The sequence below is a fragment of the Croceicoccus bisphenolivorans genome (assembly GCF_001634625.1).
GTDB lineage: Bacteria > Pseudomonadota > Alphaproteobacteria > Sphingomonadales > Sphingomonadaceae > Croceicoccus > Croceicoccus bisphenolivorans.
Genome location: NZ_LRSE01000007.1, coordinates 77,673 through 103,670, shown reverse-complemented (window position 1 = coordinate 103,670; position 25,998 = coordinate 77,673). Strand labels below are relative to the sequence as shown.

Here is a 25,998-nt window from a genome sequence, read left to right as displayed (position 1 = left end):
CACCATGATTATTTCGGCAAGATCGATCGCGTCAATCGTCGGGGCATCAGCGATGTTCATGGCAGGGGCGGCAGCGGCCAGTCCGGCTGGCGAGAAGATACCCGACACGTGGTATTGCAAATTCCAGGCAGGCACCGTCTCTGTCGATGCCATGTCCGCCCGGGCCGCCGGGCAGGCGCGGGGCAGGGTGCTGTACGTCTACAAGCATGTCGGCCCCGGCTTTGCTCTCTATGCGTCAAGCCAGGCGGTGTCGGCGATGGTGCGGTCAAACCCCCGGGTAACTTCATGTACGCAGGCGACAACCGTGTCATTGCCGCCCACCGGCAAAGCAGTTGCGGTGCCGACAAAGCGGGGTGGCCCGCCGAGCAGTGGTGGTTCGACGACGGAGACCGAACCGTGGGACATCGTCTACGTCAGGTCTCGCACAGCGACGGGGGCAACGGCGTGGGTCGTCGATACGGGGGTCAGCACCAAGACGGGGGATCTCAATTACGACCAGACCCGCAGCCGCTATTTCCTTGCGCCGACAGTGCGGGGAAAGCAGGCCGGTTCGTTCGAGGACTTCAACGGCCACGGCACGCATGTCGCGGGCACGATCGCGGCTATCAAAGGTAACAGTCGCGGGATTTACGGCGTAGCGCCGGGAGCGACGATCGTTTCGGTCCGGGTACTCGATTCACAGGGGAACGGACGCGATATCGATGTCGCGGCTGGCATCGACTATGTCCTTGGCGTTGCCGGTCAGGGCGATGTCCTGAACCTGTCGGTCAATGCCGATCCGCAGTCGGCGCTCATGGACGATTCCGTACTCGCGTTTTCCGATCCTGCAAAGAACCCCGGCGGGGTACGTATCGTGATCGCGGCCGGAAACTACGGCACCAGCCTCGATGGTTCGTTCCGGTATTCTCCGCCAGCCGATATCGACGGTGCGAACATCTATACTGTCGGTTCCATCGGACAGAACGGGACGTACTCCTCGTTCTCCAACTATGGGTCGTCGGTCGACTATGCAGAGCCGGGCGAGAACATCGTTTCGCTCGACACTAGCGGCGGAACGACGGTGAAGCAGGGCACTTCGATGGCCGCGCCCCATCTTTCGGGGATATTCCTGTCTCAAGGCACAGTGACTACCAAGACCACTGTGACCACCCCGAGTGGCACGGTACCCGTGGGTGCCAACCCCGCGCCGTAAGCCACGTTTGGGGCTTACGGACGCAAGGTAGTTCTCAGGCTTCCATCCACTCTTTGAAGAAAGAGAGGTTGGCGGCTTTCAGATCGGCAACCGAAACGCGGCTTTCGCCGGCAACGGAGCGGAACACGAGCGCGTCACCCTCGACATCGCCCAGCGCGATCGCCGCCAGACCAGCGGCTTCGGCGGCTTCGAGGATCGGTTCGGCGTCGGTTGCAGTCACGACATAGCGCGACTGGTCCTCGCCGAACCAGAAGCCGGCTGCGCTGGTGCGGTCTTCCGGCATCGCTACGGCGCAGCCCATACCGCTGGCCATCGCCATTTCGGCCAGTGCCACGGCAAGGCCGCCGTCGGAACAGTCATGCACCGCAGTCACCGCGCCATCCGCGATCAGCTTTCGCACCGTCTCGCCTGCACGCTTGGCAAGGTCGAGACCGACCGGCGGGGGCGGGCCTTCCTCGCGGCCATGCAGTTCGCGCAGGTAGAGCGACTGGCCAAGATGGCCGCTTTCACCGCCGATGACGACGATCTGATCGCCCGAGGCCTTGAAGCGGATGGTGGCCATCGCCTCGTGGTCCTGCATCAGACCGACGCCGCCGATGGCGGGCGTAGGCAGGATGGCAGAACCGCCGCCTGTCGCCTTGCTCTCGTTATAGAGGCTGACGTTGCCCGACACGATGGGGAAGTCGAGCGTGCGGCAGGCATCGCCCATGCCCTGAAGGCAGCCGACGAACTGGGCCATGATTTCCGGGCGCTGCGGGTTGCCGAAGTTGAGGCAGTTGGTGACTGCCAGCGGCGTTGCGCCAACGGCAGAAATGTTGCGATAGGCCTCGGCAATGGCCTGCTTGCCGCCTTCGTAGGGATCGGCATAGCAGTAGCGCGGGGTGCAATCGGTGCTGATCGCCAGCGCCTTCTTGGTTCCATGCACGCGCACCACCGCAGCATCGCCGCCCGATTTCTGCAGCGTGTCCGCGCCGACCTGCGAATCGTACTGCTCCCAGATCCACTTGCGCGAGGCGAGGTCCGGCGTCGCGACGAGCTTCAACAGGTCTGCTGCAACGTCATTGCTTTCCGGCACGTCGCCCAGCGGTGCCACGCCACTCCACGCAGCGTACTCCTCGCGGCTGATGTAGGGACGCTCGTATTCCGGCGCGTCGGCAGCGAGCGGGCCGAGCGGAATGTCGCAAACGACTTCGCCATCGAATTCCAGCACCATGTGGCGGGTGTCGGTAACTTCGCCGATGACCGCGAAGTCCAGCTCCCACTTCTTGAAGATCGCCTCGGCCATGGCTTCCTTGCCGGGCTTCAGCACCATGAGCATACGCTCCTGGCTTTCGCTCAGCATCATCTCGTAAGGCGTCATCGCCTCTTCGCGGCAGGGCACCTTGTTCATGTCGAGCCGGATGCCCGCCTTGCCGTTGGTCGCCATTTCGACCGAGGACGAGGTGAGACCCGCCGCGCCCATGTCCTGGATCGCCACGATGGCATCGGTCGCCATCAGCTCAAGGCACGCCTCGATCAGCAGCTTTTCGACGAAGGGGTCGCCGACCTGTACGGTCGGGCGCTTTTCCTCGATGTCGTCGCCGAAATCGGCGCTGGCCATCGTGGCACCGTGAATGCCGTCGCGGCCCGTTTTCGACCCGACATAGACGATGGGGTTACCCACGCCCGTCGCGGCGGAATAGAAGATCTTGTTCGCGTCCGCGACACCGACGGTCATCGCGTTGACGAGGATGTTGCCGTCGTATGCCTTGTGGAAGTTCGTCTCGCCACCGACGGTCGGCACGCCGACGCAATTGCCGTACCCGCCGATGCCTTCGACAACGCCCTTCACGAGGTGCTTCATCTTCGGGTGATCGGGGCGCCCGAAACGCAGCGCGTTCATGTTCGCCACAGGACGCGCGCCCATGGTGAACACATCGCGCAGGATGCCGCCAACGCCCGTCGCCGCACCCTGATAGGGTTCGATGTAGGACGGGTGGTTGTGGCTCTCCATCTTGAAGATCGCGGCCTGACCGTCGCCGATGTCGATGACGCCCGCGTTCTCGCCCGGACCGCAGATCACCCACGGCGCCTCGGTCGGCAGCTTCTTCAGGTGGAAGCGCGACGACTTGTACGAACAGTGCTCGGACCACATGACCGAGAAGATGCCCAGTTCGACAAGGTTCGGCTCGCGACCCAGCGCATGCAGCACACGCTCGTATTCCTCGGGGGAGAGGCCGTGCGCCTCGACGACGTCAGGAGTGATCTCGCTCATGATCCGCGCCCATAACCACCCCCGCGTCTGTGTGCCAGCCCTTTCGGGGTGCTTGACCACACCGAAGTGCGCGGCCATTGCTATCCGCCATGGACGAAGCCGGAAATAACATCGCCGAAATGAGCTACGAACAGGCGCTGAAGGCGCTGGAAGACGTGGTTCGCAAGCTGGAAAGCGGCGAGGTTGCGCTCGACGAATCGATCACGCTGTATGAACGCGGTGAAAAGCTGCGCGCCCACTGTCAGGCGCGGCTCGATGCGGCGCAGGCACGGATCGAAAAGATCGTTGCTGGACCGGACGGTTCTCCCACAGGTACGCGCCCGTTCGATGAAGGCGCCTGAACCGATGGGAGTCGAAGGGGTCGTATCTACCGATGTGCTCGCCAACGCGCTTGCCGCGATGCGAGAGGATGTCGACAAGCATTTCGACCTGCTTCTTCCGGTGCCGGAAGATGCCCGCAAGCAGCTGTTCCTCGCCATGCGACACGCCGCGATCGGCGGTGGCAAGCGGCTGCGGCCTCTGCTGCTGACGGCAGTGGCGCAGATGTTCGGCGTGAAGCGCGATGCCGCCGTGCGCGCCGGCTGCGCGGTGGAGGCGATCCACGTCTATTCGCTGATCCACGACGACCTGCCTTGCATGGATGATGACGACTTGCGTCATGGAAGGCCCACCGTTCACCTCGAATTCGACGAAGCGACCGCTGTTCTTGCGGGAGACGCGCTTCATGCCCTGGCTTTCGACATCCTCGTCAGCGCGCAAGTATCGACCGATCCGTTCGTGCGGGCGGAACTGGTAGCGACGTTGGCCCGCGCCAGCGGGATGGACGGTATGGCCGGCGGCCAGATGATGGACATGATGGCCGAACAGGCGGGGTCGGGAGAGGAAGGTTTCGATCTTCACACCGTGACACGGCTGCAGCAGTTGAAGACCGGCGCGCTGCTTGGCGCTTCGGTTGAAATGGGCGCGATACTTGGCCGCGTGCCGCCAGAGGGTCGCACGCATCTCAGAAGCTATGCCCGCGACATCGGGCTGGCCTTCCAGATCGCGGACGACCTGCTGGATCACGAAGGTGACGAGGCACTGGCCGGCAAGGCGCTGCGCAAGGACGCGGATGCAGGCAAGGCGACTTTCGTTTCGCTGCTTGGTGCCGATCGTGCACGGGAACAGGCGGAAATGCTGGTAAATCAGGCGATTGGCCATCTTGCCAATCACGGCGACGAGGCCGAAGTGCTGCGCGCCATCGCGCGATATATCGTAGAGCGGGATCGCTAGGAAACGCGGCGTTTCGCTCGGCAACAATAGATCAAGGGGCAAGGGATTGGGCAAGCATATCGGGATCTATCCGGGGACGTTCGATCCGATCACGCTGGGGCATCGCGACATCATTCGCCGCGGGTCGAAGCTGGTCGACGAACTGATTATCGGGGTGACCACCAATCCTTCCAAAAACCCGATGTTCACGCCCGAAGAACGCATAGCGATGGTGGAGCGGGAAGTTGCCGAGCTCGGCCTCGACAATGTGCGTGTTGTCGGTTTCAACGCACTGCTGATCAAGTTCGCGCAGAAGATGGACGCAAAAGTCATCGTTCGCGGCCTGCGCGCGGTGGCGGACTTCGAATACGAATACCAGATGGCGGGCATGAACCAGCAACTCGATCCCGGCATCGAAACCGTGTTCCTGATGGCGGACGTGTCGCTACAACCGATCGCGTCCAAGCTGGTGAAGGAAATCGCCCAGTTCGGCGGCGACATTACCCGCTTTGTTAGTCCGTCGGTGTGTAGCGAAGTGATAGAACGGGTTGAGGCGCAGGGACGCAAGGGCGACTACTGATCGTCGTGTGATGTACCGCCATCCCATTCATTGTCATGTCAGGCTCTTCGGGCTAATCGGCCCGGCAAGCTAATTTTCGGGATTGTTTCAACAGATGAATTCGCGTTTCAAGACCCGTGCCGTAATGGCCAAGTCACTGGTGGCCGGCATCGCGCTTGGCTTCGCAACGCTCACAGCCGGTGCCGCTCATGCGCAGGACGATGCTGCGACGAGCGAGGACGCCGTGGCAACCGCAACCACTCCGGCGATCGATCCCGCGACCTATTGGGTGATCGATACCTCGCTGCAGAGCGATCCTGACAACGTCCTGTTCCTGGACCTGTCAAACGGTGGTCGTGTTGCCATCCGGCTCAAGCCCGATTGGGCGCCCAATCATGTCGAGCGGATCAAGACGCTGACGCGGCAGGGTTTCTACAACGGGGTGATCTTCCACCGCGTGATCGAAGGGTTCATGGCGCAGACCGGCGACCCGACCGGCACGGGGCAGGGCGGATCGCAGCTTCCCGATCTCACGGCCGAATTCAACCGCGTACCGCACCTGCGCGGCACGGTTTCCGCTGCACGAGAAGGCGGGAACGACGATTCGGCCAACAGCCAGTTCTTCATCGTGTTTTATCCCACCATGCAGCTGGACCGGAAATACACCAACTTCGGCCGCGTCATTGCCGGCATGCAATATGTCGACCAGATCCAGCGCGGTCAGCCGCCTGTAAATCCGACGCGCATCCTGCAGGCATCGCTGGGCAGCCAGCACCTTGCCCCGCCCGTTACCACGCCGATGACGGGCAAGATCACGGCCGACATGCTTTCGGCGCCTATCAGTGGCGACGTCGCCAGCGATGCGGCCGACGGCGAAGTGGCGCAGTAACCACCTTCCCAACGCGCATCGGGCCAGCTAGGCGGCTGGCCGATGCGTGTTGACCTTTTCGATTTCGAACTTCCGCCAGAACGGATCGCGCTGCGCCCGGCGCGCCCGCGCGATGCGGCACGGCTCCTTGTCGTGGACGGGAACAAGCCGTTTGCGGACCGCACGATGCGTGATCTTCCGCAGGCGCTGCGCGCGGGCGACGTGCTGGTCTTCAACGATACCCGCGTCATTCCGGCCCAGCTGGAGGGTATGCGCGGGGAGGCCCGCATCGGCGCGACGCTGCACAAGCGGATCGATCTGCGCCGCTGGCAGGCCTTCATTCGCAACGCCAAGCGACTGCGCGAAGGGGACCGGATCGAATTTCCCGCCGATGTCACCGCCACAGCGCAGGAGCGCCATGCCGACGGCAGTTTCACGCTGTTTTTCGAGGGTGACGAGCCGGTCGAAATCCTGCTGGAACGGGCAGGACGCATGCCGCTGCCGCCCTATATCGCAGGCAAACGCGCCACGGACGAAGCGGACCGCGAGGATTACCAGACGATGTTCGCCGAAAAGGACGGGGCCGTGGCCGCCCCCACAGCGGCGCTGCATTTCACGCCGGCGCTTATCGCATCGCTGGACGCGGCAGGCATCAAGCGAGAGACGCTGACGTTACATGTCGGCGCAGGGACGTTTCTACCGGTAAAGGCCGACGATACCGACAATCACGCGATGCATGCCGAGTGGGGCCGCATCGATGCCGCAACGGCTGACCGGCTGAATTCAGTGCGGGCCGAAGGGGGCCGCATCATCTCCGTCGGCACTACCAGCCTGCGCCTGCTGGAAAGCGCGACAGGCGAAGACGGTGTGATCCGTCCGTTCGAGGGCGACACCGCGATCTTCATCACGCCCGGCTATCGCTTTCGCGCGATCGATGGGTTGATGACCAATTTCCACCTGCCGAAATCGACTCTGTTCATGCTGGTCAGCGCGTTGATGGGGCTGGAACGGATGCAGGCTGCTTATGCCCATGCCATCGCGATGCAATACCGCTTCTACAGTTACGGCGATGGTAGTCTTCTGCTTCCGGAACGGTGAGGTGAAACCATTTCGAGACGCTGCTTGATAGTCAGCCCTCGCTCCCCCTGACCGCACTGGGACGGCGGCCCGTCATTCTGGTGTAAAACCGCGAGAAATAGGACGGATCGACAAAGCCAAGTTCGTCAGCCACGTCGTTGCAGCTCGCGTTGGTAAAGCGAAGCAGCCGTGTAGCTTCGGCGGCGATCCTGTCGTTGAGGTACTGGCCGGGGCTAACCCCCAGCGCACCGTGCACGCGGCGCGAAAGTGTCCGTTCCGTGCAGTTGAGCGCTTGCGCATAAAATCCCAGTTTGCGCTGCCGCCGCAGATGCTGTTGCACCAGTTTCTGGAACTGCTGGACGAGTGTGTCGCAATGCGTGCCGACATCGTCGCCGCTGACTTCGGCTGCGATGCGAATGAAGGCTTCGGCAAGCGCGCGCCGCAGCAGTTCCGGTCGCGCGCCTCCGGTAGCGGCAAACAGGATCTGCTGCGCAACCGCCGACAGGCGCGATGCCGTTTCCACATCGAAGGAAAGAACGTCCGCGTGCGAAAGCAATTCGGCAAGGACGTTGTCATCGGCGAATTCGCGCACGAACTTTTCCGATAGCGTAACGACATACCCTTGCGCATCGCGGCTGAAGTGGAAGCCGTGGATTACGCCCTCTGGGGCGACGATGAGGACTGGCCCGATCCGCTGCGAGCCATGCCCCGCCAAAAGCAGATCGACGCTCCCGCTACCCAGCAAGAGCATTTGGCAAAGCGCTGGGTGGCGATGCGGTGCGATTTCCCAATCGTACCTGCGACTGCGACTGGCGATCGTTTCACAATGCACCAGTTCCTCGAAATGTTCGCCCAGATCTTCGCCATAAAGGGCAAAACGGGGAATCGAGGCGACATCCGGTTTCATGTCCGGATAGTACCATAGATTTTCCAATCCGTCCCTGTGCTTCGTTTCGTGATCTAGCCATTTTGGAAGCAGGAAAAAACGGGGAAGGAAATGCCGTGAAAACGCAAGCCTGCATTATTGGAGCCGGTCCCGCCGGGCTCTTGCTTGGCCATCTGCTCCGTGCCGAAGGGATCGAATGCGTCGTGCTCGAACGCAAGACCGGCGATTACGTGCTGGGTCGGATTCGCGCCGGTGTCCTTGAGAAGATCACGGTCGACCTTATGAACCGCCTCGGCCTTGACGGACGGATGAAGGAAGAAGGCCTGCCGCATGACGGGTTCAACCTGGCTGATGGCGACCGTCTGATCCGCATCGACATGGGAGACCTGGTTGGAGAGCAGGTCATGGTCTACGGACAGACCGAACTGACCCGCGACCTGATGGAAGCCTGCGATGAGCGCGATCTTGCCGTCATCTACGAGGCTGGCGATGTCGCGCTTCACGATATCGAGAGTGACGCCCCCTATGTCACCTATAGCAAAGACGGCAGCGATCACCGGATCGACGCCGACATGATCATCGGCTGCGACGGTTTCCACGGCCCTTCGCGCAAGGCGATCCCCGATACCGTCGGCAAGCATTTCGAGCGGGTCTATCCGTTCGGCTGGCTTGGCATTCTGGCCGATGTTCCGCCGTGCAATCACGAGCTGATCTATGCCAACCACGAACGCGGCTTCGCGCTTGCCAGCATGCGCAGCGCAACGCGCAGCCGTTATTACATCGACGTTCCGCTGACCGACAAGGTAGAGAACTGGTCGGATGATCAGGTCTGGGATGAACTGGCGATCCGCCTTGGCCCCGAAGCAGCAGCGCACATCACGCGCGGCCCCAGCATCGAGAAGTCGATCGCGCCGCTTCGTTCCTACATCTTTGCACCGATGCGGCATGGGCGGCTGATGCTTTGCGGAGATTCCGCACACATCGTTCCGCCGACCGGCGCAAAGGGCCTGAACCTTGCAGCAAGCGACGTATATTACGCAGCCGATGCGCTGATCGCGTTTTTTCGCAAGCAGGACAACAATGCCATCGTCGGTTATTCGGATCGTGCGCTTGCCCGCGTGTGGAAGTCGGAACGGTTCAGCTGGTCGCTGACCAAGCTGATGCACCGCTTCCCTGAAGATGGCGCGTTCGAACGTGCGATGCAGGTCGCCGAGCTCGATTACATCGCCAACAGCCGTGCGGCGCAGATCTCGATTGCCGAGAACTACGTGGGCCTGCCTGTCTGATTATACCTGCCTGATCCGGACACCCTGAATATCACGGTCTCTCCAAAGAAAGGGCCCCGTCTGCATCGGCAGGCGGGGCCCTTTCACTTCGGGCTGAAGAGAGAGTGCCCGAAGATCAGATTTCTTCCGGCCAGTAGAGCCGCATCGGATTGGTCACGAGCAGCTTTTGCTGCAGCTCCGCGCTGGGTGCGATGCGCGGGATCATGTCGACGATGTGGCCATCGTCGGCGATCTCGTCCTGCATGTTGGGGTGCGGCCAGTCGGTCCCCCAGATCACGCGATCGGGATAGTCTGCCACCAGCGGTGCGACGGCAGCGGCGAAATTGTCCCAGGGATCGCCCATACCGCCTTCCTTCTTCGCGTCGAGGCGTTCGGGGCATGTGGCCTTGAACCAGATGTCCTTGCGGCTGTCGAGAAGGTCGCGGAACGCTTTCATGTCCGGTCCGTCGGGACCTTGCGTCACGTCGGGGCGGCCCATGTGATCGATGACCACGGGCACGGGAATGGCCGCGATGAACGGGCGCATTTCCTCAAGGATGTCGGCCTCGAAATAGATGACCACGTGCCATCCTTCGGGCAACCGCGCAGCAACTTCGAGGAACTTGTCCTTGGGCGCGTTGTCGACAAGGCGTTTGAGGAAGTTGAAACGGATGCCCCGCATCCCGCCATCATGCAGGGCGGCAAGCTCCGTATCGCTGATATCCGGATCGACCACGGCAACGCCGCGCGCCTTTCCGCCCGACTTCGCGATGGCATCCAGCGTCGCGGCATTGTCCGTGCCGTGGCAGCTGGCCTGCACGATCACGTTGCGCGCAAAACCGAGGTGATCGCGTAGCGCGAACAGCATGTCCGGCCCCGCGTCCTGCGGCAGGTACTTGGCCTTTGCGCTGAACGGGAACTGCGCCATCGGGCCGAATACGTGGCAATGTGCGTCAACCGCGCCCGGCGGCGGGGTATAGGCAGGCTTCGAAGGCGAGCTGTGCCACGAGAGAATGCGATCAGACATAAACAGTGCCTTCCATGAGCTTGCGCGCGGTGCGTAAAAGCGCGCTCGAGACGACTTCGCCATCCTCGTTCACTTCGAGGACGCAGCTCATCTCGCCGCTGGGATGTTCGATGGCCAGCGTCTTGCGCGGGCCTTCGGGAATGTTCGCCACTTCTGCAGCGGGCGAACCCTTGACGAGACAGGCGGTGGCGGCGGTCACTGCGCCAAGAACGCCGATGGAGGCGTGGGCGCGGTGCGGAATGAACACACGGGTGGTGACCGCGCCGCCGTTTTTGGGCGGGGCGACCAGTGTCATCTTCGGCACGCTTTTATCTGTAACGTCGCCAAGGTTCATCATCGGGCCAGCGGCAAGCCGGATAGCCTCGATCTTGGCGCGGACCGGCGCAAGCGCGTCGCTTTCCAGTTCTTCACGCGTCTCATAGCCGGTTGCGCCAACGTCCTCTGCCTTGAAGACGATGCAGGGCATGCCGTTGTCGATCAGGGTGCAGGCAACACCTTCGATCACATCTACTGCATTGCCGGTGGGGAGCAGCGCGCCGCAGGACGAACCGGCCGTATCGCGGAATTCGATCGGGATCGGAGCATGGCTGCCCGGCACGCCATCGATACGGGCATCGCCCCTGTAGTTGACGGCCCCGCCCGGGGTCTCCACCGTGGCAACCGCGACCTGACCCGTGTTTTCCATGTAGATCGAGACGCGGGTTTCATCGCCGGTGGCCGCGAGCAGCCCGCGCTCGATCGCGAAGGGGCCGACGCCGGCAAGGATGTTGCCGCAGTTCTGTTGGTCCGAAACCAGCGGCTTGTCGACGAAGACCTGCAGGAACAGGTAGTCGACATCGATGCCGTCCCGTTCCGATTTCTTCACGACAGCGACCTTGCTGGTCAGCGGGTCCGCGCCGCCCATGCCATCGATCTGGCGGGGATCGGGGCTACCCATGACGCCGAGCAGGAAGGCATCACGCTCGGCGACGTCAGTCGGCAGGTCCTTGGCCAGGAAATAGCCGCCTTTCGACGTTCCCCCGCGCATCCACACGACTGGTGCTGAGACCATCATCTTACCGCCCCTTCCGGGCGCAAAACCGGTTCCCACTTTTGCTGAAGGGGCGGGGCATTATACGTACTTCAGCCCCATTTCGGCCAGACGCTCGCGCATCTTGTACATGTCGAGGCCGAGCACGCCTGAGGCGAGCTTGTCTCGCTTCTCGCCCTCGTTCGCTTCGCGGGCCTGTGCGGCCTTCAGAACTTCGGCGGCTTTATCGCGCGGTACGCAGACAACGCCGTCGTCATCGGCCACGATCACGTCGCCGGGGTTCACCGCGGCTCCGGCGCAGACGACAGGCACATTCACGCTGCCCAGCGTGTTCTTGACCGTGCCCTGCGCGAAGACCGCCTTGGACCAGACCGGAAAGTCCATTTCCGTCAGGTCGCGCACGTCGCGAACACCGGCGTCGATGATCAGGCCACGGCAACCGCGTGCCTGCGCACTGGTGGCCAGAAGGTCGCCGAAATATCCGTCTTCGCAAGGGGAGGTGGGGGCGAGCAGCAGGATGTCGCCTGCCTGAATCTGTTCGATGGCGACGTGGACCATCCAGTTGTCACCCGGAGGGGAACTGATCGTGACGGCGGAACCGGCAATGCGCGCGCCGCTATAGATCGGGCGCATATAGCTGGCGAGAAGGCCCGTGCGGCCCTGCGCTTCGTGAACGGTTGCGACGCCGCACTTGGCGAGCCCGTCGATCACCTCACTGTCAGCGCGTTCGATGTTCTGGACGACAATGCCACCCACAGCCTGCTCTCCTTAAGTTGCGTTCGTGTGCCATCGCGGCATGGGCGCAAGCCGCCGCCCCTGCCAATGCGAAGTTGTCGCATGGCATAAGATAATGCTAATCGTTCCGGCATGGATGCCAGTTTTCCCAATATCCGGCACATGGCCGCGCTTGTCGCCACGGCGCAAACCGGCACGGTGACCCGTGCGGCCCGTCAGGTAAACTTGACGCAGCCCGCCTTGACACAGGCGATTGCCCGGCTTGAGCAGACCCTCGGCTGCGTGCTGTTCGAGCGGGGGGCAGGCGGCATGACAGCGACGGAGCCAGCCCGATTGCTCGTCCCGAGGGCGGAAGTCGCGCTGGACCTCATCGGCTCGCGCCGTGTTACGGCGACGCAGGTCCGTGCCTTTCTGGCACTGGCGGAGGCAGGCAGTTACGCCGGTGCGGCGCAGGCGACGGGTTTGTCGTCTGCTTCACTGCATCGGGCGGTTTCGGATCTTTCCGTCGCGTTGGGGCAAAGGCTGGTGGAAAAGCGCGGGCGGCACGTGACGCTGACCGCTGGCGGGGCGCGCCGCGCCCGCGCCTTCAGCCTGGCGCGAGCCGAACTCGTCAACGGGCTGGACGAAGTCGCGCGCTGGCAGGGCAAGGCGGCAGGTCGCGTGACGGTGGGTGCCATGCCGCTGTCGCGCGCACGTTGGCTGCCGGAAGTGTTGCTCGCCTTCGCCACGCGGTTTCCCGATGTCGAGGTAGTCGTGCTCGAAGGGAGTCATGCCGAATTGTCCGGTCCGTTGCGCGACGGCGTGGTGGACATGATGCTTGGCGCGCTGCGCGAGGATTCGGAGGATCTTCAGCAGGAACCAGTATTTCTGGACCGGCCCCGGATCATCGGTCGTGCCCGCCACCCGGCATTCGTGGCCGGTGCCAGCACCGACGATCTTGCCCGCTATCATTGGGCACTGCCCGGCAGGGACACGCCGCTGCGGCATTTCTGGGAAGACATGATGCGCCGTGGCGGAACCGAGCCGCCAGCCGTGCACATCACGTGCGGATCGATCCTGACAGTGCGGCAATTGCTGTTGAAATCCGACATGCTGACCATGGCATCGGCGGACCAGCTGCGGGTCGAGCTGGAGGGCGGATTGCTGGAAACGTTCGAACCGCCGGTAGAGGTGCGCCGCACCATCGGCATCACGACCCGAACCGATTGGCGACCGACCCGCCCGCAAGAGGTGCTGATGCAACTGTTGAGGGAAGCTGCGTCGGATTACGATTCGTAAAATATTATCGGTTGGTCGCGCTATTCATTGGCCAAGCAGCGTATGGGGCGACACGTTCCGGCGCCATGGGAAACGGGATTTGCCTGATCGGTTTCGGGGAAGCCGGATACACGTTCGCTCGCGCCGCTGGGTGGGGGGCGAAGGCCTGTGCGTTTGATATCGACGATGCGCGGCGCGGTGCGATGGATTCCATCGGCGTCAATGCTGCTTCAAGCGCTGCCGAGGCTATCGAAGGCGCTTTCCTTGTTCTTTCGCTCGTAACTGCGGACAGCGCGCTTGCTGCTGCGCAAACGGCGGCTCCTTTGCTGAAAACGGACGCCCTGTTCTGCGACTGCAATTCCGTCGCCCCCGAAACGAAGCGGAAGGCTGCTGCCGCGATAGACGGCGGCGCGGGTCGCTATGTCGATGTGGCCGTGCTTGCTCCGGTGGAGCCTGCGCGCACTGCGGTGCCGCTGCTCGTGTCCGGGCCTGCCGCGGCAGAGGCAGCCGAAGCGTTGACCGGTGCCGGTTTCACCAATGTCCGAGTAGTGGGTGAGGAGATCGGGCGTGCGTCCTCGATCAAGCTCGTCCGCTCGATCATGGTGAAGGGCATCGAGGCATTGACCGCCGAAATGATGATCGCCGCCCACGTCGCCGGCGTTACCGAAGAGGTGCTTGCCTCACTCGATGCCAGCGAGCGGAAGATGACCTGGGCCGAACGGGCCGACTACAACCTCGACCGTATGATGGTGCACGGCGGGCGGCGCTCTGCCGAAATGTACGAGGCAAGCGTCATGCTGCGCGATCTGGGTATCAGCCCGATGATGACTGACGGAACCGTTCAGTGGCAGGAAGGGCTGGGCCGTCTCGGCATCTCCGCCCCGCCATCCGGCTACGACGCGAAAATCACCGCAATTACCGAAACTCCCGAATTCAGGAACGAGATCTGATGACCATGATCATCGACTGCCACGGCCACTACACTGTCCTTCCCAAGGCGCACGACGAATGGCGCGAGGCGCAGAAAGCCGCTTTCAAGGAAGGGAAGACGCCTCCGCCGTACCCCGAAATCTCTGATGACGAGATCCGCCAGACGATCGAGGACAACCAGCTGCGCCTGATCAAGGAGCGCGGTGCGGACCTGACGATCTTCAGCCCGCGCGCATCGGCCATGGCCCACCATGTCGGCGACCAGCAGGTTTCCGAGGAATGGGCGCAGCACTGCAACAACCTGATCTACCGCGTCACGAAGCTGTTTCCCGAAACCTTCGTCGGCGTCTGCATGCTGCCGCAGAGCCCCAAGGCCGACCTTGCCGCTAGCGTGAAAGAACTGCGCCGCTGTGTCGAGGAAATGGGCTTCATCGGCTGCAACCTGAACCCCGATCCGGGCGGCGGACACTTCGAACATCCGCCGCTGACCGACGAGTACTGGTTCCCCATCTACGAAGCGATGTGCGAGCTGGATGTACCGGCGATGATCCACGTTTCGGGCAGCTGCAATCCGGCGATGCACGCAACCGGTGGCTTCTACCTCGCGGCTGACACCGTCGCTTTCATGCAGCTGATGCAGGGCGACCTGTTCAGCCGCTTTCCGAACCTGCGCTTCATCATTCCGCACGGCGGCGGTGCGGTGCCCTATCACTGGGGGCGTTATCGCGGGCTGGCCGACATGCTGAAGAAGCCGTCGCTCGACGAATACATCATGAAGAACGTGTTCTTCGACACTTGCGTCTATCACCAGCCGGGCATCGACCTGCTGGCCGACGTGATCGACAACAAGAACATTCTGTTCGGCAGCGAGATGGTGGGCGCGGTGCGCGGCATCGATCCGCAGACCGGCCACTATTTCGATGACACCAAGCGCTATGTCGACGCGCTCGACATTACCGACGAGGAACGCCACGCGATCTTCGAAGGGAACGTGCGAAAGGTGTTCCCGCGCCTTGATGCGCAGCTGAAGGAGCGCGGACAATGACCACTTGGCTCGAAAATGCCTGGTATGTAGCTGGATGGGATTCGGAAGTGGACAGCCAGCCGCTGGCACGCACGATTTGCGGCGTACCGATGATGTTCTATCGAAAGATGGATCGCTCTGTCGTCGCTATGCGGGATGCCTGCCCGCACCGGTTGCTGCCGCTTTCGATGGGCCTGCGTGAGGGGGATTCGATCCGCTGCCGCTATCACGGTCTGAAGCTTGGTCCTGATGGCGTGGCTGAGGAAATGCCGATCAAGACCGATCCTGTGAACACGCGAATTTGCGCAGAGACTTTCGCGGTGCACGAACGCCATCGCTTCGTCTGGGTCTGGATCGGCGAAAAGGACAAGGCAGATCCGGCGCTGATCCCCGATCTCTGGCCGTGCTCAAGCGATGGCTGGCGCTTCGACGGCGGTTATTACCCCATCGCGTCGGACTATCGCTTGGCCATCGATAACCTGATGGACCTGACGCACGAGACTTACGTTCACACCGGTTCGATCGGTCAGCCAGAGTTGATGGAAGCGCCGATCGAAACGTGGGTGGATGGCGACAAGGTATTCGTCACCCGCTGGATGCCGGGTGTCGATGCCCCGCCGTTCTGGGCCGGCGCGATGCGACAGGGCGGAAAAGTCGACCGCTGGCAGATCTGCGAATTCCTGCTGCCGAGTGCGGTGATCATCGACGTCGGCATCGCTCCGCTGGGCGCAGGGGCCACGGTCGAAAAACACGATCAAGGCGTGCGCGGCTTCGTGATCGACGTAATGACGCCGGAAACCGAAGATACCCACCATTACTTCTGGGGTATGGCGCGCAATTTCGACATTGATGACGATGGCTTCACTGCGCGCTTCAAGACGCAACAGGGCGGTGTCTTCCTGCAAGACAAGGAAGTGCTCGAAGCGCAGCAGAAAGCGATTGAGAGCAATCCGCATATGAAGCTGATGGCTTACAATATCGATGAGGGTGGCACTCGCGCTCGTCAGATCATTTCGCGCAAGATCAAGGCAAATCAGGCGGAGGCAGCGAAATGAGCGGCTCTACCGACATCCACTCCTACCTTGCCGAGTTCGACGACATTCCCGGCACGCGGGTCTATACCGCCGAACGGGCACGCAAGGGCTATCACCTCAACCAGTTCGCGATGAGCCTGATGAAGGCACAGAACCGCGATCGGTTTCACGGGGATGAGGCAGCCTACCTTGCCGAATGGCCGATGACCGAGGAACAGCGTCAGGCCGTGCTGGACCGGGATTACAACCGCCTGCTCGACCTTGGTGGCAATATCTACTTCCTTGCAAAGGTCTTTTCGTCAGACGGCCTGTCGTTCCTTCAAGCGGTGTCGACGATGACCGGTATGAGCGTGGAAGAATACCAGGCCATGATGCTCGCCGGAGGCCGCTCGCCAGAAGGCGTTCGATCGATAAAGGACAAAAACTAATGGCTCGCATCACCCACGGCATTGCTTGCAGCCACATCCCCGTGCTGGGTTTCGCGTTCGACAATGGCAAAGATCAGGAGCCGATTTTCAAGCCCGCGTTTGACGGCTTCGACTGGACGCGCGAATGGATCATGCAGGAAAAGCCCGACGTCGTCGTACTCGTCTATAATGACCATGCCTCTGCGTTCGACATGAAGGTGATCCCGACCTTCGCGATCGGCTGTGCCGACGAGTACGGCATTTGCGACGAAGGCTATGGCCCGCGCCCGGTTCCGCCGGTGCAGGGGCACGCGGACCTTGCGTGGCATATCGCGCAGAGCCTGATCCTCGACGAATTCGACATGACCATCATCAACGAGATGGAAGTCGACCACGGCCTGACCGTGCCGTTATCGATGATGTATGGCCATGTCGATAAATGGCCGGTCAAAGTCATTCCGATCGCGGTGAACGTCGTCACTTATCCTCCGCCGTCGGGCAACCGCTGCTGGGCGCTGGGCGAGGCGATTGCCCGTGCGGTCAACAGTTTCGACGAAGATCTCAACGTGCAGATCTGGGGCACCGGCGGCATGAGCCACCAGCTTCAGGGGCCACGTGCAGGCCTCATCAACCAGAAATGGGACAACGCATTCCTCGACGGGTTGATCGGCGACAGCCAGAAACTACGCCACATTCCCCACATCGAATACCTTCGAGAAACGGGAAGCGAGGGGATCGAGATGGTGATGTGGCTGATCATGCGCGGCGCGCTGGGCAAGAGCACGAAGGCGCTGCACCGCCACTATCATGTGCCGGTCAGCAACACCGCGCTCGGCCACCTCGTTCTCGAACCCGTGGACGGCACCGTGCCGCCCAGTCCCACCTTCGAAGGCAACAATGCCGCGGCACAGGCCCTGATCGCCTGAGCACGCCACACGAATTTTCAGGAGAAGAACCCATGCGTATCGCACTCGCCGGCGCCGGTGCTTTCGGTGAAAAGCACCTCGACGGTCTCAAGAACATCGACGGGGTGGAAATCACCTCGATCATCAGCCGCACGGGCGAACAGGCGGCTGCCGTCGCCGAAAAGTACGGCGCGAAGCACAGCTCGACCGAACTGGAAGACGCGCTTGCCCGTGACGACGTGGACGCGGTGATCCTGTGCACGCCGACGCAGATGCATGCGCAGCAGGCCATCGCCTGCATGAACGCGGGCAAGCATGTGCAGGTCGAAATCCCGCTGGCCGACAGCTGGGCCGATGCCGAGGCGGTTGCCGCCAAGCAGAAGGAAACGGGGCTTGTCTGCATGGTCGGACACACCCGCCGATTCAACCCGTCGCATCAATGGGTGAAGAAGCGGATCGAGGCGGGCGAGCTCAACATCCAGGCGATGGACGTGGAAACGTTCTTCTTCCGCCGCAAGAACATGAACGCCAAGGGGCAGCCGCGTTCGTGGACCGATCACCTGCTGTGGCACCATTCGGCCCACACCATCGACATCTTCCAGTATATGACCGGCGCGAAAGTCGTGAAGGCCAATGTCCTGCAGGGGCCCAAGCATTCCGAACTGGGCATCGCGATGGACATGTCGATCCAGATGAAGACCGAAGCCGGCCAGATCCTGACGCTGGCGCTGTCTTTCAACAACGACGGACCGCTCGGCACTTTCTTCCGCTACATCGGCGATACCGGCACTTATATCGCGCGCTATGACGATCTTGTCACCGGCAAGGAAGAGCCGATCGACGTGTCGCAAGTCGACGTCAGCATGAACGGCATCGAGCTGCAGGACCGCGAATTCGTCGCCGCGATCCGCGAAGGGCGCGAACCGAACAGCTCGGTCGGCGGTGTGCTTGACTGCTACCGCGTGATCGGCGAACTCGCTGCCAGTCTCGAACAACAGGATGGATGGTCTTGATGACACGCACTCTCGCGGGCCGTGAAGTAAATCCCATCGGCCTGGGCTGCATGAATGTGGCCTGGGCCTACGGGAATCCCCCCTCCCGCGAGGATGCCGTCAGGCTATTCCGGCAGGCACTGGATGCCGGCTACGACCATTTCGACACGGCGAACATCTATGGCTTCGGCCTGAGCGAGGAACTGCTGGGCGAGGCGATCATGGATCGCCGAGACGATTTCCTGCTTGCATCGAAGACGGGGATCATCGTCGACGGCCCTCGTCGCGGGATCGATTGCAGCCCGGATGCGATGACCGCCTCTCTAGAGAGCAGTCTGAAGCGGTTGAAGACCGATCATATCGACCTGTTCTACATGCACCGGTTCGACCCGAAGGTGCCGATTGCCGACAGCGTCGGTGCGCTGTCGCGCGCGATAGAGGCGGGCAAGATCGGTGCTTATGGCGTTTCCGAGTGGGCCAGTGCCCACATTCGTGAAGCCCATGCAATCCACCCCATGGCGGCCGTGCAGACGGAATATTCGCTGTGGACGCGCAATGTCGAACTCGGCGTGCTGGAAACGACACGCGAACTGGGCATCGCGCTCGTCGCGTTTTCTCCGGTGGCGCGCGGCGTACTCGCCGGTGCTCTCGGCATGCCGCTGGTGCTGGGCGACAAAGACATCAGGAAGGCGCAGCCGCGCTTCACTGAACAGCATTGGCCGCACAACGCTGGCCTTGCCCGCCAGTTCGAAAAGCTTGCAAGCGAGGCTGGGGTCACTCCGGCTCAGCTCGCGCTTACATGGCTGCTTTCGCGTGGTGACCAAGTGCATGCCATTCCCGGCACGACGAACCCTTCGCATATGACCGAAAACCTGGCTGCCACGGAAACGAAGGTTGGCGCAGACGTGTTGCAGCGTGCAGGCGATCTGATCAACCAGACGACCGTTTCCGGCCATCGCTATCCCGAAACCATGCGCGCCACGATCGATACCGAGGATTTCGTTTGAACCACGGATGAGAGTGGGGCCGCTGGCTGCGCGACGCGCATCACGGCTCCGCGATCATCTTTCAGCCAACCGACCGCCACTACCGAAGACTGCGTACCGATGGGCGCGTCCAGCCAACCGTCTGGCGCAACGGTTCGGAACGGGCGAGCCCTTTCTGATTTTCATCACTGTAATCAAGGCACTTGGCTTTGGAGCAGTCCGATGGAATTCGAAATTCAGGATCTCGAAACGATGCCGGCGATCGCTACCGGGCGGGCAACCCGGCAACTCGACCGTGGCATGTCGATGAACCAGCAGGCAGACGAGGCTGCACCCGAACCGACCAAGGGCCTTAGCGAGCCTCTTCACCAGTTGACGCAACAGCTTAGCTAGGCGAGCCAAGCTTGTAAGCGAGGGCACGCTGGGGTAGCGCGCCGCGCATGGCGAACAGTTCCAGATCCACGGCAGTCGCCGAAGCGTTTCCCGAACCCCGATCGCATTCCCTTGCCGAAGATATCTACGGGCTCGCGACGGGCTCGGTAATGATGGCCATCGGCCTGACGCTGATGAAGGCGGGCGGGATCGTGACAGCCGGCATGGGCGGGGTTGCTCTGCTGCTTTCCTATATCTCGCCCATTACCGTCGATGTCGCTTTCTGGCTTCTCAACATGCCGTTCTTCCTGCTGGCATGGAGTGCGTTGGGGCGGAGTTTCTTTTTCAAGTCGGTTGCGGCGGTGGCCATGGTTTCGATCTGGGTGGCCGTGACACGCCTTTCTGTGCAAATCGACAGCGTTCACCCCGCATTTGCAGCCATCGCCGGCGGGACAAGTTGCGGCGCGGGGATTCTCGCGATGCTTCGTCACAAGGCGGGGGTGGGCGGGGTGACCATCCTGTCGATCTGGCTGCAGCGGAAAAAGGGCTGGAGCGTCGGGTGGATGAGCTTCGTGCTCGACGCCGCCATCATCGTGGCGGCGATCCTCGTCGTTCCGTCCGACAAGGCGATCTATTCAGTGTTGAGCGTGGCGGCGGTCAGCGGCATCCTTATCGCCTATCACAAGCCGGGGCGTTACACCGGCTACTGACCGCCGTGCGCCATCAATGAACTTCTTCGGCGCGGCGCGATACCGCCGGTCGGGTGGAGACGGGTTGGCGCGTGGAAACCGGCGCCGCATCGGGATGCGCGACGTCGGCAACCAGCTCGTCGAACAGCGCTTCGTAATGGATCATCGCCTGACGCAGGTCTTCGGTCGATACCTCGCCGCGGTTCTGCCGATCCGCAATATCGTGTCCGGCCATGTAATGGCGGGCGACATCGCCGTGATCGACAGTCAGATCTTCATAACGACGCGAAAAATCAGCCATCGGGAAGCCCTTGGTCTTCATGATTTTCGCAAGGAGGCGATCTGCGTGGAGAACCGCTTCGGCCGGACTCTCGACGAAAACGGCCTTCACATCATGCCATTCGCGCGCATACTCGTCATGCTCGCGAGAGGTAAGAGGACGGATTTCCAGCGCGTTCACACGGCGCTGGCGCTCTTCCAGCGCGGCTTCGGCCTTTCCGGTGTTGCCGACGTGATCGACAGTGCGATCGTATTCGTCGCCGAACTTGTTGCGCAGGTTCGCCGTGCGCCGCCGCGCGGCCAGATACCATACCAAAAGGGCTGCAATCGCGAATACCGCGACAAGCACCCACACTAACGGATTTACGCCTTCCACGGCAGATCTCCTCGAAATTTCAGTTCCCTGCCGTCGCAGGCTCAACGGACAGTCGCTGCGTGCGTTCCCGTTCTTCCGGCCAGGGTGTTCGATCGCGGGACAGGGCGGAAAGGTTTTGGTTACCAACTTTGTAACCGCAGTCCCGATAGGCGATGAAGTTTGTGTCTTAGCTTCAAATGCCATGTCGAAGGTCTCGACGACGGAGGGAAAAGCCATGCAATGCCGCCAGGAACAGCGCCAGACGATCCATTCGAACTGCCGGGTCCGCACCGGCCCGGGATTGCCGCAGCGCGCGACTGTTGTCGATCTCTCGTCCGAAGGTTGCGGCTTGCAATCGCCGCGTCTGGCCTTGCGCCGTGCTGACAAGGTGGAACTGACATTCGGCGATGAACACAGCATCGTCGCCGAAGTGCGCTGGGCACGTCATGGAGAGGCAGTCGGACTGCGTTTTTCCACTCCGCTGCGCCCCACCGTCGTGGACGACATCACGCGTCAGGCGTTGCGGGCATCCATTCGCGGAATCGCACCGCGTCAGCAGATCGTGTTGGAACAGGGAAACCTGCGCTCCGTCTGCTGATGCGCACCGTCCGTCACTCCCCTGGGGCAGGAGTGGCGGGCGGGATTCTTGCCTGACGTGACTTACGCCGCACCCTGTTCGCTACTGGCCGGGCGCGTCCTTGCAATTGCGGGTGCAAGCGGTGCCTGCGTCCGTATTCAACCGACCGGTGGTGGTGATGGCGGAACCGTTGGCCAGTTCGTAAGTCGTGGCGTCCGTTCCTGCCAGCGGATCGATGCCGGCAGGAAGTGCCCCGCCAACCCGGATCGAACCGCCCTGCGCGCGACGAACCGATCGCTGCCGATCTTGTTGCTGGGCGCCAATGGCGTTGCTGGCGGAGTTGATACTGCGCGCGATGTTGGAACCAAGCGAACGCTGGGCGCCGCCTGTCTGTCCGCTCCCCGAAAGAATGGCCGCAGTCTCGGCTGCATCCTGAGCGTGGCCGGGACCTGTCACGCCAATGGCGATAACGAGAGTGCCGACGGCCAGCATGGAAAGTTTTGACATGCCTGTGTGCTCTACCAATCAAAGGTGCCGGTTCCTGACAAACAGGATGCCTTATGCAGGGGGTAGGCGCAATGGTGGCGGACAGGGTGTCTGCCTATAAAACCTCCAATATATTTGAAATATATCAATTTTAAATCAAACGTTTCAAATTGCTCCCACATTTTCTACCACACAGGCCCAGCGTCAACGCCGCTTAGGGATGTAGGGAGAGGAATAGGAGCGGGCGCGGATGCCGTCAGCCAAATCGACTATCGGAAGGTTTGCGTGAAATGCCCGTGCATCGTCGGCGCCGGTGAGGAACGCTGCCGCTACGGACGCACAAGCCCCGCAGAAGCGAGGATGATTAGCTTGTGCATGGCGAACCCTTTTACTTGATGTTTAGGCCGACTGGTCAGAAGGTCCGACTATGAGCGGACAAACACCTTTCTACCTTCGCGACGACCTTGACGGCCTTACTGCCGGTCTCGATGCTGACGACAAGGCAGCGGTAATTAAATTCAGGGAAACCGGATATCTCGTCCTGGACCTCGATATCGACTCCCTCCCCGATCAAATCATCGAGGGTGTCTCCTATCCTGACGACGATGGCCGTGTTCAGGATGCGTGGCGCAGCGTCGAAGCGGTCAAAAGGCTTGCCCTCAATGCCGAGGTCGCGCGCGTGTTGCACTTGCTATACGGGCGCGAACCGTTCGCTTTTCAGACGCTGAATTTCCCCGTGGGAACCCAGCAGCATACGCACTCCGACACGATTCATTTCAGCAGCCTTCCCGCCGACTTCATGGCGGGCGTGTGGGTTGCGCTTGAAGATATCGACGCCGAAAACGGCCCCCTGCACTATTATCCTGGCTCCCACCGCCTGCCTCATGTGACGATGGACGAACTGGGCGTGTCTGGCTGGCGAGTGAAAGGCTATGACCTCTACCGAAGCCATTACGAGCCGGAAATTCAGCGCCGAACCGAAGGCATGGAACGCGCAGAGGCGCACCTTGCGAAAGGGCAAGCCCTGATCTGGTCTGCCAACCTCCTCCACGGCGGCAATCCAATCTTAGATCCCGCCCGCACCCGGCACAGCCAGGTGACGCACTACTACTTTCGCGGATGCCGCTACTGGACACCGCTCCAGTCGGGTGAAGGCAAGCGCCGGATGCGATGCCCCTTCAATGTTGAGACCGGAAAGTCAGTGACGCGGATGGGCGACTTGCCGATCCATCAAGGACTGCTGAGGCGGATACCGGGATTGAGCTGATTTGAATGAGCTATTGCCCGGCACTGGCGCGGTAGGCGTCGAACTTCTGCGTCGTCACGGTCCCCGGTCGCCCGCTCAATCGCTACTGACGCGAAAAACCCCGCCGAAGCGGGGTCTGTGCTAGAGCGAGCGCACTAATTTTCGGCAGGCGTTTTTCAATTGGTCTGCTCGCCTTATCGGCACCCCGACATTAAAGCCCATTTCCTGCGCGCAGTTGGTGCACATCTTGTAACGCGAATAGTCGCCGTCGTTAAATTCTCGGCGGATGCCCTTCATCGTCGCGCCGCCATAAGTGGCGAACATATCCTGCTCGAAAATAGTCGGGAAATCCGACTTGCTTTCATGCTCCCAGTCCATGCAGCAGACAATCACCGAACCGTCGAACAGCACGTTGAAATTCTGGCTAGGCTGGTCGCAGGCCGTGGCAATCTTGAAGCGGCTTCCCATGCCTTCTGCCGATACGTCGTCCAGCAACCCGCCACGGCTGTTCGCGTAGTATTCCGCGTTCACCTTGACGGTCGGGAACTCCTTTTCGAGCAAAGTCGTATCCACGCCAGGCAGCACCGGGCAGTTAATTTCGATATTGATCGCATTGCCAGCCTCCTTGATGAAGGCGTGCGTGTTGATGCGGGTCACTTCCCAATCAAGCTTCATGATGTCGCTGTATTGCTCGGGGTCGGCAGAACTCATGTTGACATGAACCTGACGGGGCTTCGCCTCTATCAACTCCTGGCGCCGATCTTCGGTCAGCAATGCGCCGTTGGTTGAAAGGACGACATATGCTTTCGTCCGCTCGTTGATGTCCTTGATCTTACGCCCGAGGCTTTTCACCAAAAGTGGTTCGTGGTGAAGATAAAGCCCCACCTGTCCGCGATAGCCCGCATCAGCCACCTGCCGCACGAACTCGTCCCAAGTCTGCTGAGACATATTGCCCGCCTTGTGGTGCCCTTCGTTACCGTAGGTGAAGGGATGCGGGCAACTTGTGCACTTCGCGTTGCAGCCTGTCGTAAGCTGGACGAAAATAGCCTCGGGATGATTTTTAATCGGATTGTAGAACATGCAACCCCCACTGCATTAATTAAGGCTGCATAACACCATTATAAGGTTAACCCAAAGTTACTGAATCGTGATGCGGATCGACTCCTCCCATTGATCGGGTAGATATTCACGCCCGCGATGCCGAAAACTGAGCAGCCTTCCTCGGACGCCCAATCGGAATCGGCGGTCGATAGCCGCATAGCGCCCGAAACCTATCGAAGGCGGCGCTGAAACTCTCGCGCGGGCGAGAAACTGTATTTGCGTTATCTTGGAGGACTGGCACCGCTCCCAGCCAGTTTGGGCCTAGAGCTTTGCCCACCCCCCCCATTTTTGAACTGTGAATGCGGGAATTATTGATCGGTTGCGGTCCCACTGGGTCTGGCCCGAGAAGTCTTGATCGCCCCCCGGCGCTCAAGTCGAGCAGTGTCCGCCTCTTACGATACGTGCTCGCAAAGCGGAATTTCAGCTAACGACCCCATTTCAGTCATTAGCAACCTTCGATGCCGTGCGCAAAATCAGCCATTCGCCGTGCATCCGGTCCAATCACCTGCGAGCACCCCGCCCGCTTGCCGACAACCTCGCCACCTCGCCCCATGAGCCGCAGTCCCAAAGTTTTACCAGTCTCTTCACTGCATCCCTTTAGCACATAGGACAGCACCGCATCGGCATTGGCCCAGTAATGCGCCGGGTCTGCCCCTTCCACGCCCAGCCGCCCGCCAATTGTCCGCATCTTGCTGACCCTGCGGCGATAGCTGCCGCCAGCCGCCACAATCCATTTGCGCGTCAGGTTCCGCAGGTTCACCGACTTGGACAGGTGCAACAGGATATGCACGTACGAGCCGCTTTCCGGGCTGTTCTCGCGCACCCAGATTGCGACCAGTTCCACCCCACGCCGTTTCAGGTGTCGCCGCGCCCTATCGAGCAACCGCGTCACGAACGGCGCGCCCATGCTGTCCGGAATGCCCGCCCGTTCCAGATGCACCGACCAGTGCCGGGAGAATCCCCAGCCCATCGCTTCTGCATAATCAGCCGCCGCGATAATGTCCTCGACCTGTCGCCGCGTCAGATAGTGCGATACGCGATTAGCGCGGTTGTTCGCGCCGCCCTTTCGTAATGGTCGGAAAGCAAGCCCGTAACTCATATATAGCAAGCCGCGTGCCAAACGGGCACGTCCCTGTTTTCTCCCTGTTTTATCAGGGAGCGAAACGCCAGCGCGTCCAAGTTTCAATGGAACGGGGAGGGACGGGGCGACGGGC

Annotated in this window: 28 protein-coding genes; 19 read left to right on the top strand and 9 right to left on the bottom strand. The window is 61.5% G+C overall.

Annotated features, from left to right (window positions below; genetic code table 11):
- The first annotated feature begins 4 nt into the window (after positions 1-4).
- Entirely contained in the window at positions 5-1,192 is a 1,188-nt protein-coding gene (locus tag A7A77_RS09660; RefSeq protein ID WP_216635570.1) for a S8 family peptidase, read from the top strand.
- A gap of 34 nt (positions 1,193-1,226) precedes the next feature.
- Here the strand turns inward: A7A77_RS09660 and purL are convergent, their stop codons facing one another.
- Complete coding sequence (purL, locus tag A7A77_RS09655; RefSeq protein WP_066557139.1) at positions 1,227-3,446, bottom strand: phosphoribosylformylglycinamidine synthase subunit PurL; 2,220 nt, start codon at positions 3,444-3,446, stop codon at positions 1,227-1,229.
- 89 nt (positions 3,447-3,535) lie between these two features.
- Here purL and A7A77_RS09650 point away from each other — a divergent pair, with 89 nt between their 5' ends.
- From A7A77_RS09650 to queA, 5 genes are all read left to right on the top strand, one after another.
- A complete protein-coding gene (locus A7A77_RS09650) occupies positions 3,536-3,787 on the top strand; it encodes an exodeoxyribonuclease VII small subunit (RefSeq protein WP_066556869.1) in 252 nt (83 codons plus the stop codon).
- 4 nt (positions 3,788-3,791) lie between these two features.
- Positions 3,792-4,718, top strand: a complete 927-nt coding sequence (locus A7A77_RS09645; RefSeq protein WP_066557136.1) for a polyprenyl synthetase family protein — start codon at positions 3,792-3,794, stop codon at positions 4,716-4,718.
- Positions 4,719-4,764: 46 nt separating this feature from the next.
- A complete protein-coding gene (gene coaD / locus A7A77_RS09640) occupies positions 4,765-5,277 on the top strand; it encodes a pantetheine-phosphate adenylyltransferase (RefSeq protein WP_066556866.1) in 513 nt (170 codons plus the stop codon).
- Positions 5,278-5,401: 124 nt separating this feature from the next.
- A complete protein-coding gene (locus tag A7A77_RS09635) occupies positions 5,402-6,145 on the top strand; it encodes a peptidylprolyl isomerase (protein WP_066557128.1) in 744 nt (247 codons plus the stop codon).
- Positions 6,146-6,187: 42 nt separating this feature from the next.
- Positions 6,188-7,222 carry a tRNA preQ1(34) S-adenosylmethionine ribosyltransferase-isomerase QueA gene (gene queA, locus A7A77_RS09630; protein ID WP_066556864.1) on the top strand — a complete coding sequence of 345 codons (1,035 nt, stop codon included), beginning with the start codon at positions 6,188-6,190 and terminating at the stop codon, positions 7,220-7,222.
- A 31-nt stretch (positions 7,223-7,253) separates the two neighbouring features.
- Here queA and A7A77_RS09625 read toward each other — a convergent pair whose 3' ends face one another.
- The gene (locus A7A77_RS09625; protein ID WP_216635569.1) at positions 7,254-8,135 is read right to left on the bottom strand and encodes a helix-turn-helix domain-containing protein; all 882 of its coding nucleotides are present in this window, start codon (positions 8,133-8,135) and stop codon (positions 7,254-7,256) included.
- A 68-nt stretch (positions 8,136-8,203) separates the two neighbouring features.
- Between A7A77_RS09625 and pobA the strand changes: the two genes are divergently transcribed.
- Entirely contained in the window at positions 8,204-9,373 is a 1,170-nt protein-coding gene (gene pobA, locus A7A77_RS09620; RefSeq protein WP_066557125.1) for a 4-hydroxybenzoate 3-monooxygenase, read from the top strand.
- Between the two features lie 115 nt (positions 9,374-9,488).
- Here pobA and A7A77_RS09615 read toward each other — a convergent pair whose 3' ends face one another.
- The 3 genes from A7A77_RS09615 to ligK are packed head-to-tail and all read right to left on the bottom strand — an operon-like array spanning position 9,489 to position 12,165.
- Entirely contained in the window at positions 9,489-10,379 is an 891-nt protein-coding gene (locus tag A7A77_RS09615; RefSeq protein WP_066556861.1) for an amidohydrolase family protein, read from the bottom strand.
- A complete protein-coding gene (locus tag A7A77_RS09610; protein WP_066556859.1) occupies positions 10,372-11,433 on the bottom strand; it encodes a 4-oxalomesaconate tautomerase in 1,062 nt (353 codons plus the stop codon). Before A7A77_RS09610 ends, A7A77_RS09615 begins: the two co-directional genes overlap by 8 nt.
- Positions 11,434-11,490: 57 nt before the next feature.
- On the bottom strand, positions 11,491-12,165 hold the full coding sequence (gene ligK, locus A7A77_RS09605; RefSeq protein ID WP_066556857.1) for a 4-carboxy-4-hydroxy-2-oxoadipate aldolase/oxaloacetate decarboxylase: 675 nt from the start codon (positions 12,163-12,165) through the stop codon (positions 11,491-11,493).
- A 111-nt stretch (positions 12,166-12,276) separates the two neighbouring features.
- Between ligK and A7A77_RS09600 the strand changes: the two genes are divergently transcribed.
- The 10 genes from A7A77_RS09600 to A7A77_RS09560 all read left to right on the top strand — a co-directional run bounded on the left by A7A77_RS09600 (position 12,277) and on the right by A7A77_RS09560 (position 20,761).
- Positions 12,277-13,422 carry a LysR family transcriptional regulator gene (locus A7A77_RS09600; protein WP_066556856.1) on the top strand — a complete coding sequence of 382 codons (1,146 nt, stop codon included), beginning with the start codon at positions 12,277-12,279 and terminating at the stop codon, positions 13,420-13,422.
- A 65-nt stretch (positions 13,423-13,487) separates the two neighbouring features.
- The gene (locus tag A7A77_RS09595) at positions 13,488-14,351 is read left to right on the top strand and encodes a DUF1932 domain-containing protein (RefSeq protein WP_066556855.1); all 864 of its coding nucleotides are present in this window, start codon (positions 13,488-13,490) and stop codon (positions 14,349-14,351) included.
- Positions 14,351-15,376, top strand: coding sequence for an amidohydrolase family protein (locus tag A7A77_RS09590; protein WP_066556852.1), 1,026 nt, complete (start codon positions 14,351-14,353; stop codon positions 15,374-15,376). Before A7A77_RS09595 ends, A7A77_RS09590 begins: the two co-directional genes overlap by 1 nt.
- Entirely contained in the window at positions 15,373-16,410 is a 1,038-nt protein-coding gene (locus A7A77_RS09585; RefSeq protein WP_066556848.1) for an aromatic ring-hydroxylating oxygenase subunit alpha, read from the top strand. The genes A7A77_RS09590 and A7A77_RS09585 overlap by 4 nt, the downstream gene beginning before the upstream one ends.
- Positions 16,407-16,817, top strand: a complete 411-nt coding sequence (ligA, locus tag A7A77_RS09580; RefSeq protein WP_066556845.1) for a protocatechuate 4,5-dioxygenase subunit alpha — start codon at positions 16,407-16,409, stop codon at positions 16,815-16,817. The genes A7A77_RS09585 and ligA overlap by 4 nt, the downstream gene beginning before the upstream one ends.
- Entirely contained in the window at positions 16,817-17,722 is a 906-nt protein-coding gene (locus tag A7A77_RS09575) for a class III extradiol dioxygenase subunit beta (protein WP_066556841.1), read from the top strand. Before ligA ends, A7A77_RS09575 begins: the two co-directional genes overlap by 1 nt.
- A gap of 32 nt (positions 17,723-17,754) precedes the next feature.
- Positions 17,755-18,714 (top strand): Gfo/Idh/MocA family oxidoreductase, encoded by a 960-nt coding sequence (locus A7A77_RS09570; RefSeq protein WP_066556835.1) that lies wholly within the window; start codon positions 17,755-17,757, stop codon positions 18,712-18,714.
- Complete coding sequence (locus A7A77_RS09565) at positions 18,705-19,700, top strand: aldo/keto reductase (RefSeq protein WP_066556834.1); 996 nt, start codon at positions 18,705-18,707, stop codon at positions 19,698-19,700. The genes A7A77_RS09570 and A7A77_RS09565 overlap by 10 nt, the downstream gene beginning before the upstream one ends.
- A gap of 201 nt (positions 19,701-19,901) precedes the next feature.
- Positions 19,902-20,072, top strand: coding sequence for a hypothetical protein (locus A7A77_RS17840; RefSeq protein WP_156500502.1), 171 nt, complete (start codon positions 19,902-19,904; stop codon positions 20,070-20,072).
- A gap of 47 nt (positions 20,073-20,119) precedes the next feature.
- A complete protein-coding gene (locus A7A77_RS09560; RefSeq protein WP_066556833.1) occupies positions 20,120-20,761 on the top strand; it encodes a YitT family protein in 642 nt (213 codons plus the stop codon).
- A 13-nt stretch (positions 20,762-20,774) separates the two neighbouring features.
- Here the strand turns inward: A7A77_RS09560 and A7A77_RS09555 are convergent, their stop codons facing one another.
- A complete protein-coding gene (locus A7A77_RS09555) occupies positions 20,775-21,395 on the bottom strand; it encodes a hypothetical protein (RefSeq protein WP_216635568.1) in 621 nt (206 codons plus the stop codon).
- 214 nt (positions 21,396-21,609) lie between these two features.
- Here A7A77_RS09555 and A7A77_RS09550 point away from each other — a divergent pair, with 214 nt between their 5' ends.
- Positions 21,610-21,972, top strand: a complete 363-nt coding sequence (locus A7A77_RS09550) for a PilZ domain-containing protein (RefSeq protein WP_172799879.1) — start codon at positions 21,610-21,612, stop codon at positions 21,970-21,972.
- An 81-nt stretch (positions 21,973-22,053) separates the two neighbouring features.
- Here A7A77_RS09550 and A7A77_RS09545 read toward each other — a convergent pair whose 3' ends face one another.
- Positions 22,054-22,458, bottom strand: a complete 405-nt coding sequence (locus tag A7A77_RS09545; protein ID WP_156500501.1) for a hypothetical protein — start codon at positions 22,456-22,458, stop codon at positions 22,054-22,056.
- Positions 22,459-22,864: 406 nt separating this feature from the next.
- Between A7A77_RS09545 and A7A77_RS09540 the strand changes: the two genes are divergently transcribed.
- Positions 22,865-23,704: a phytanoyl-CoA dioxygenase family protein gene (locus A7A77_RS09540; RefSeq protein ID WP_066556820.1), complete on the top strand. Its 840-nt coding sequence runs from the start codon at positions 22,865-22,867 to the stop codon at positions 23,702-23,704.
- A gap of 120 nt (positions 23,705-23,824) precedes the next feature.
- On the opposite strand, the gene A7A77_RS09535 is transcribed toward A7A77_RS09540, so the two are convergent.
- Entirely contained in the window at positions 23,825-24,763 is a 939-nt protein-coding gene (locus A7A77_RS09535) for a radical SAM/SPASM domain-containing protein (RefSeq protein WP_066556818.1), read from the bottom strand.
- Between the two features lie 466 nt (positions 24,764-25,229).
- The gene (locus tag A7A77_RS09530; protein WP_156500500.1) at positions 25,230-25,970 is read right to left on the bottom strand and encodes a hypothetical protein; all 741 of its coding nucleotides are present in this window, start codon (positions 25,968-25,970) and stop codon (positions 25,230-25,232) included.
- Positions 25,971-25,998: the final 28 nt, after the last annotated feature.

Coding starts and splice junctions, on each gene's coding strand:
- A7A77_RS09660 (WP_216635570.1), top strand. CDS start 5: ATGATTATTTCGGCAAGATCGATCGCGTCAATCGTCGGGGCATCAGCG.
- purL (WP_066557139.1), bottom strand. CDS start 3,446: ATGAGCGAGATCACTCCTGACGTCGTCGAGGCGCACGGCCTCTCCCCC.
- A7A77_RS09650 (WP_066556869.1), top strand. CDS start 3,536: ATGGACGAAGCCGGAAATAACATCGCCGAAATGAGCTACGAACAGGCG.
- A7A77_RS09645 (WP_066557136.1), top strand. CDS start 3,792: ATGGGAGTCGAAGGGGTCGTATCTACCGATGTGCTCGCCAACGCGCTT.
- A7A77_RS09635 (WP_066557128.1), top strand. CDS start 5,402: ATGGCCAAGTCACTGGTGGCCGGCATCGCGCTTGGCTTCGCAACGCTC.
- queA (WP_066556864.1), top strand. CDS start 6,188: ATGCGTGTTGACCTTTTCGATTTCGAACTTCCGCCAGAACGGATCGCG.
- A7A77_RS09615 (WP_066556861.1), bottom strand. CDS start 10,379: ATGTCTGATCGCATTCTCTCGTGGCACAGCTCGCCTTCGAAGCCTGCC.
- A7A77_RS09610 (WP_066556859.1), bottom strand. CDS start 11,433: ATGATGGTCTCAGCACCAGTCGTGTGGATGCGCGGGGGAACGTCGAAA.
- A7A77_RS09600 (WP_066556856.1), top strand. CDS start 12,277: ATGGATGCCAGTTTTCCCAATATCCGGCACATGGCCGCGCTTGTCGCC.
- A7A77_RS09595 (WP_066556855.1), top strand. CDS start 13,488: ATGGGAAACGGGATTTGCCTGATCGGTTTCGGGGAAGCCGGATACACG.
- A7A77_RS09590 (WP_066556852.1), top strand. CDS start 14,351: ATGACCATGATCATCGACTGCCACGGCCACTACACTGTCCTTCCCAAG.
- A7A77_RS09585 (WP_066556848.1), top strand. CDS start 15,373: ATGACCACTTGGCTCGAAAATGCCTGGTATGTAGCTGGATGGGATTCG.
- ligA (WP_066556845.1), top strand. CDS start 16,407: ATGAGCGGCTCTACCGACATCCACTCCTACCTTGCCGAGTTCGACGAC.
- A7A77_RS09575 (WP_066556841.1), top strand. CDS start 16,817: ATGGCTCGCATCACCCACGGCATTGCTTGCAGCCACATCCCCGTGCTG.
- A7A77_RS09570 (WP_066556835.1), top strand. CDS start 17,755: ATGCGTATCGCACTCGCCGGCGCCGGTGCTTTCGGTGAAAAGCACCTC.
- A7A77_RS09565 (WP_066556834.1), top strand. CDS start 18,705: ATGGTCTTGATGACACGCACTCTCGCGGGCCGTGAAGTAAATCCCATC.
- A7A77_RS17840 (WP_156500502.1), top strand. CDS start 19,902: ATGGAATTCGAAATTCAGGATCTCGAAACGATGCCGGCGATCGCTACC.
- A7A77_RS09560 (WP_066556833.1), top strand. CDS start 20,120: ATGGCGAACAGTTCCAGATCCACGGCAGTCGCCGAAGCGTTTCCCGAA.
- A7A77_RS09550 (WP_172799879.1), top strand. CDS start 21,610: ATGCAATGCCGCCAGGAACAGCGCCAGACGATCCATTCGAACTGCCGG.
- A7A77_RS09545 (WP_156500501.1), bottom strand. CDS start 22,458: ATGTCAAAACTTTCCATGCTGGCCGTCGGCACTCTCGTTATCGCCATT.
- A7A77_RS09540 (WP_066556820.1), top strand. CDS start 22,865: ATGAGCGGACAAACACCTTTCTACCTTCGCGACGACCTTGACGGCCTT.
- A7A77_RS09535 (WP_066556818.1), bottom strand. CDS start 24,763: ATGTTCTACAATCCGATTAAAAATCATCCCGAGGCTATTTTCGTCCAG.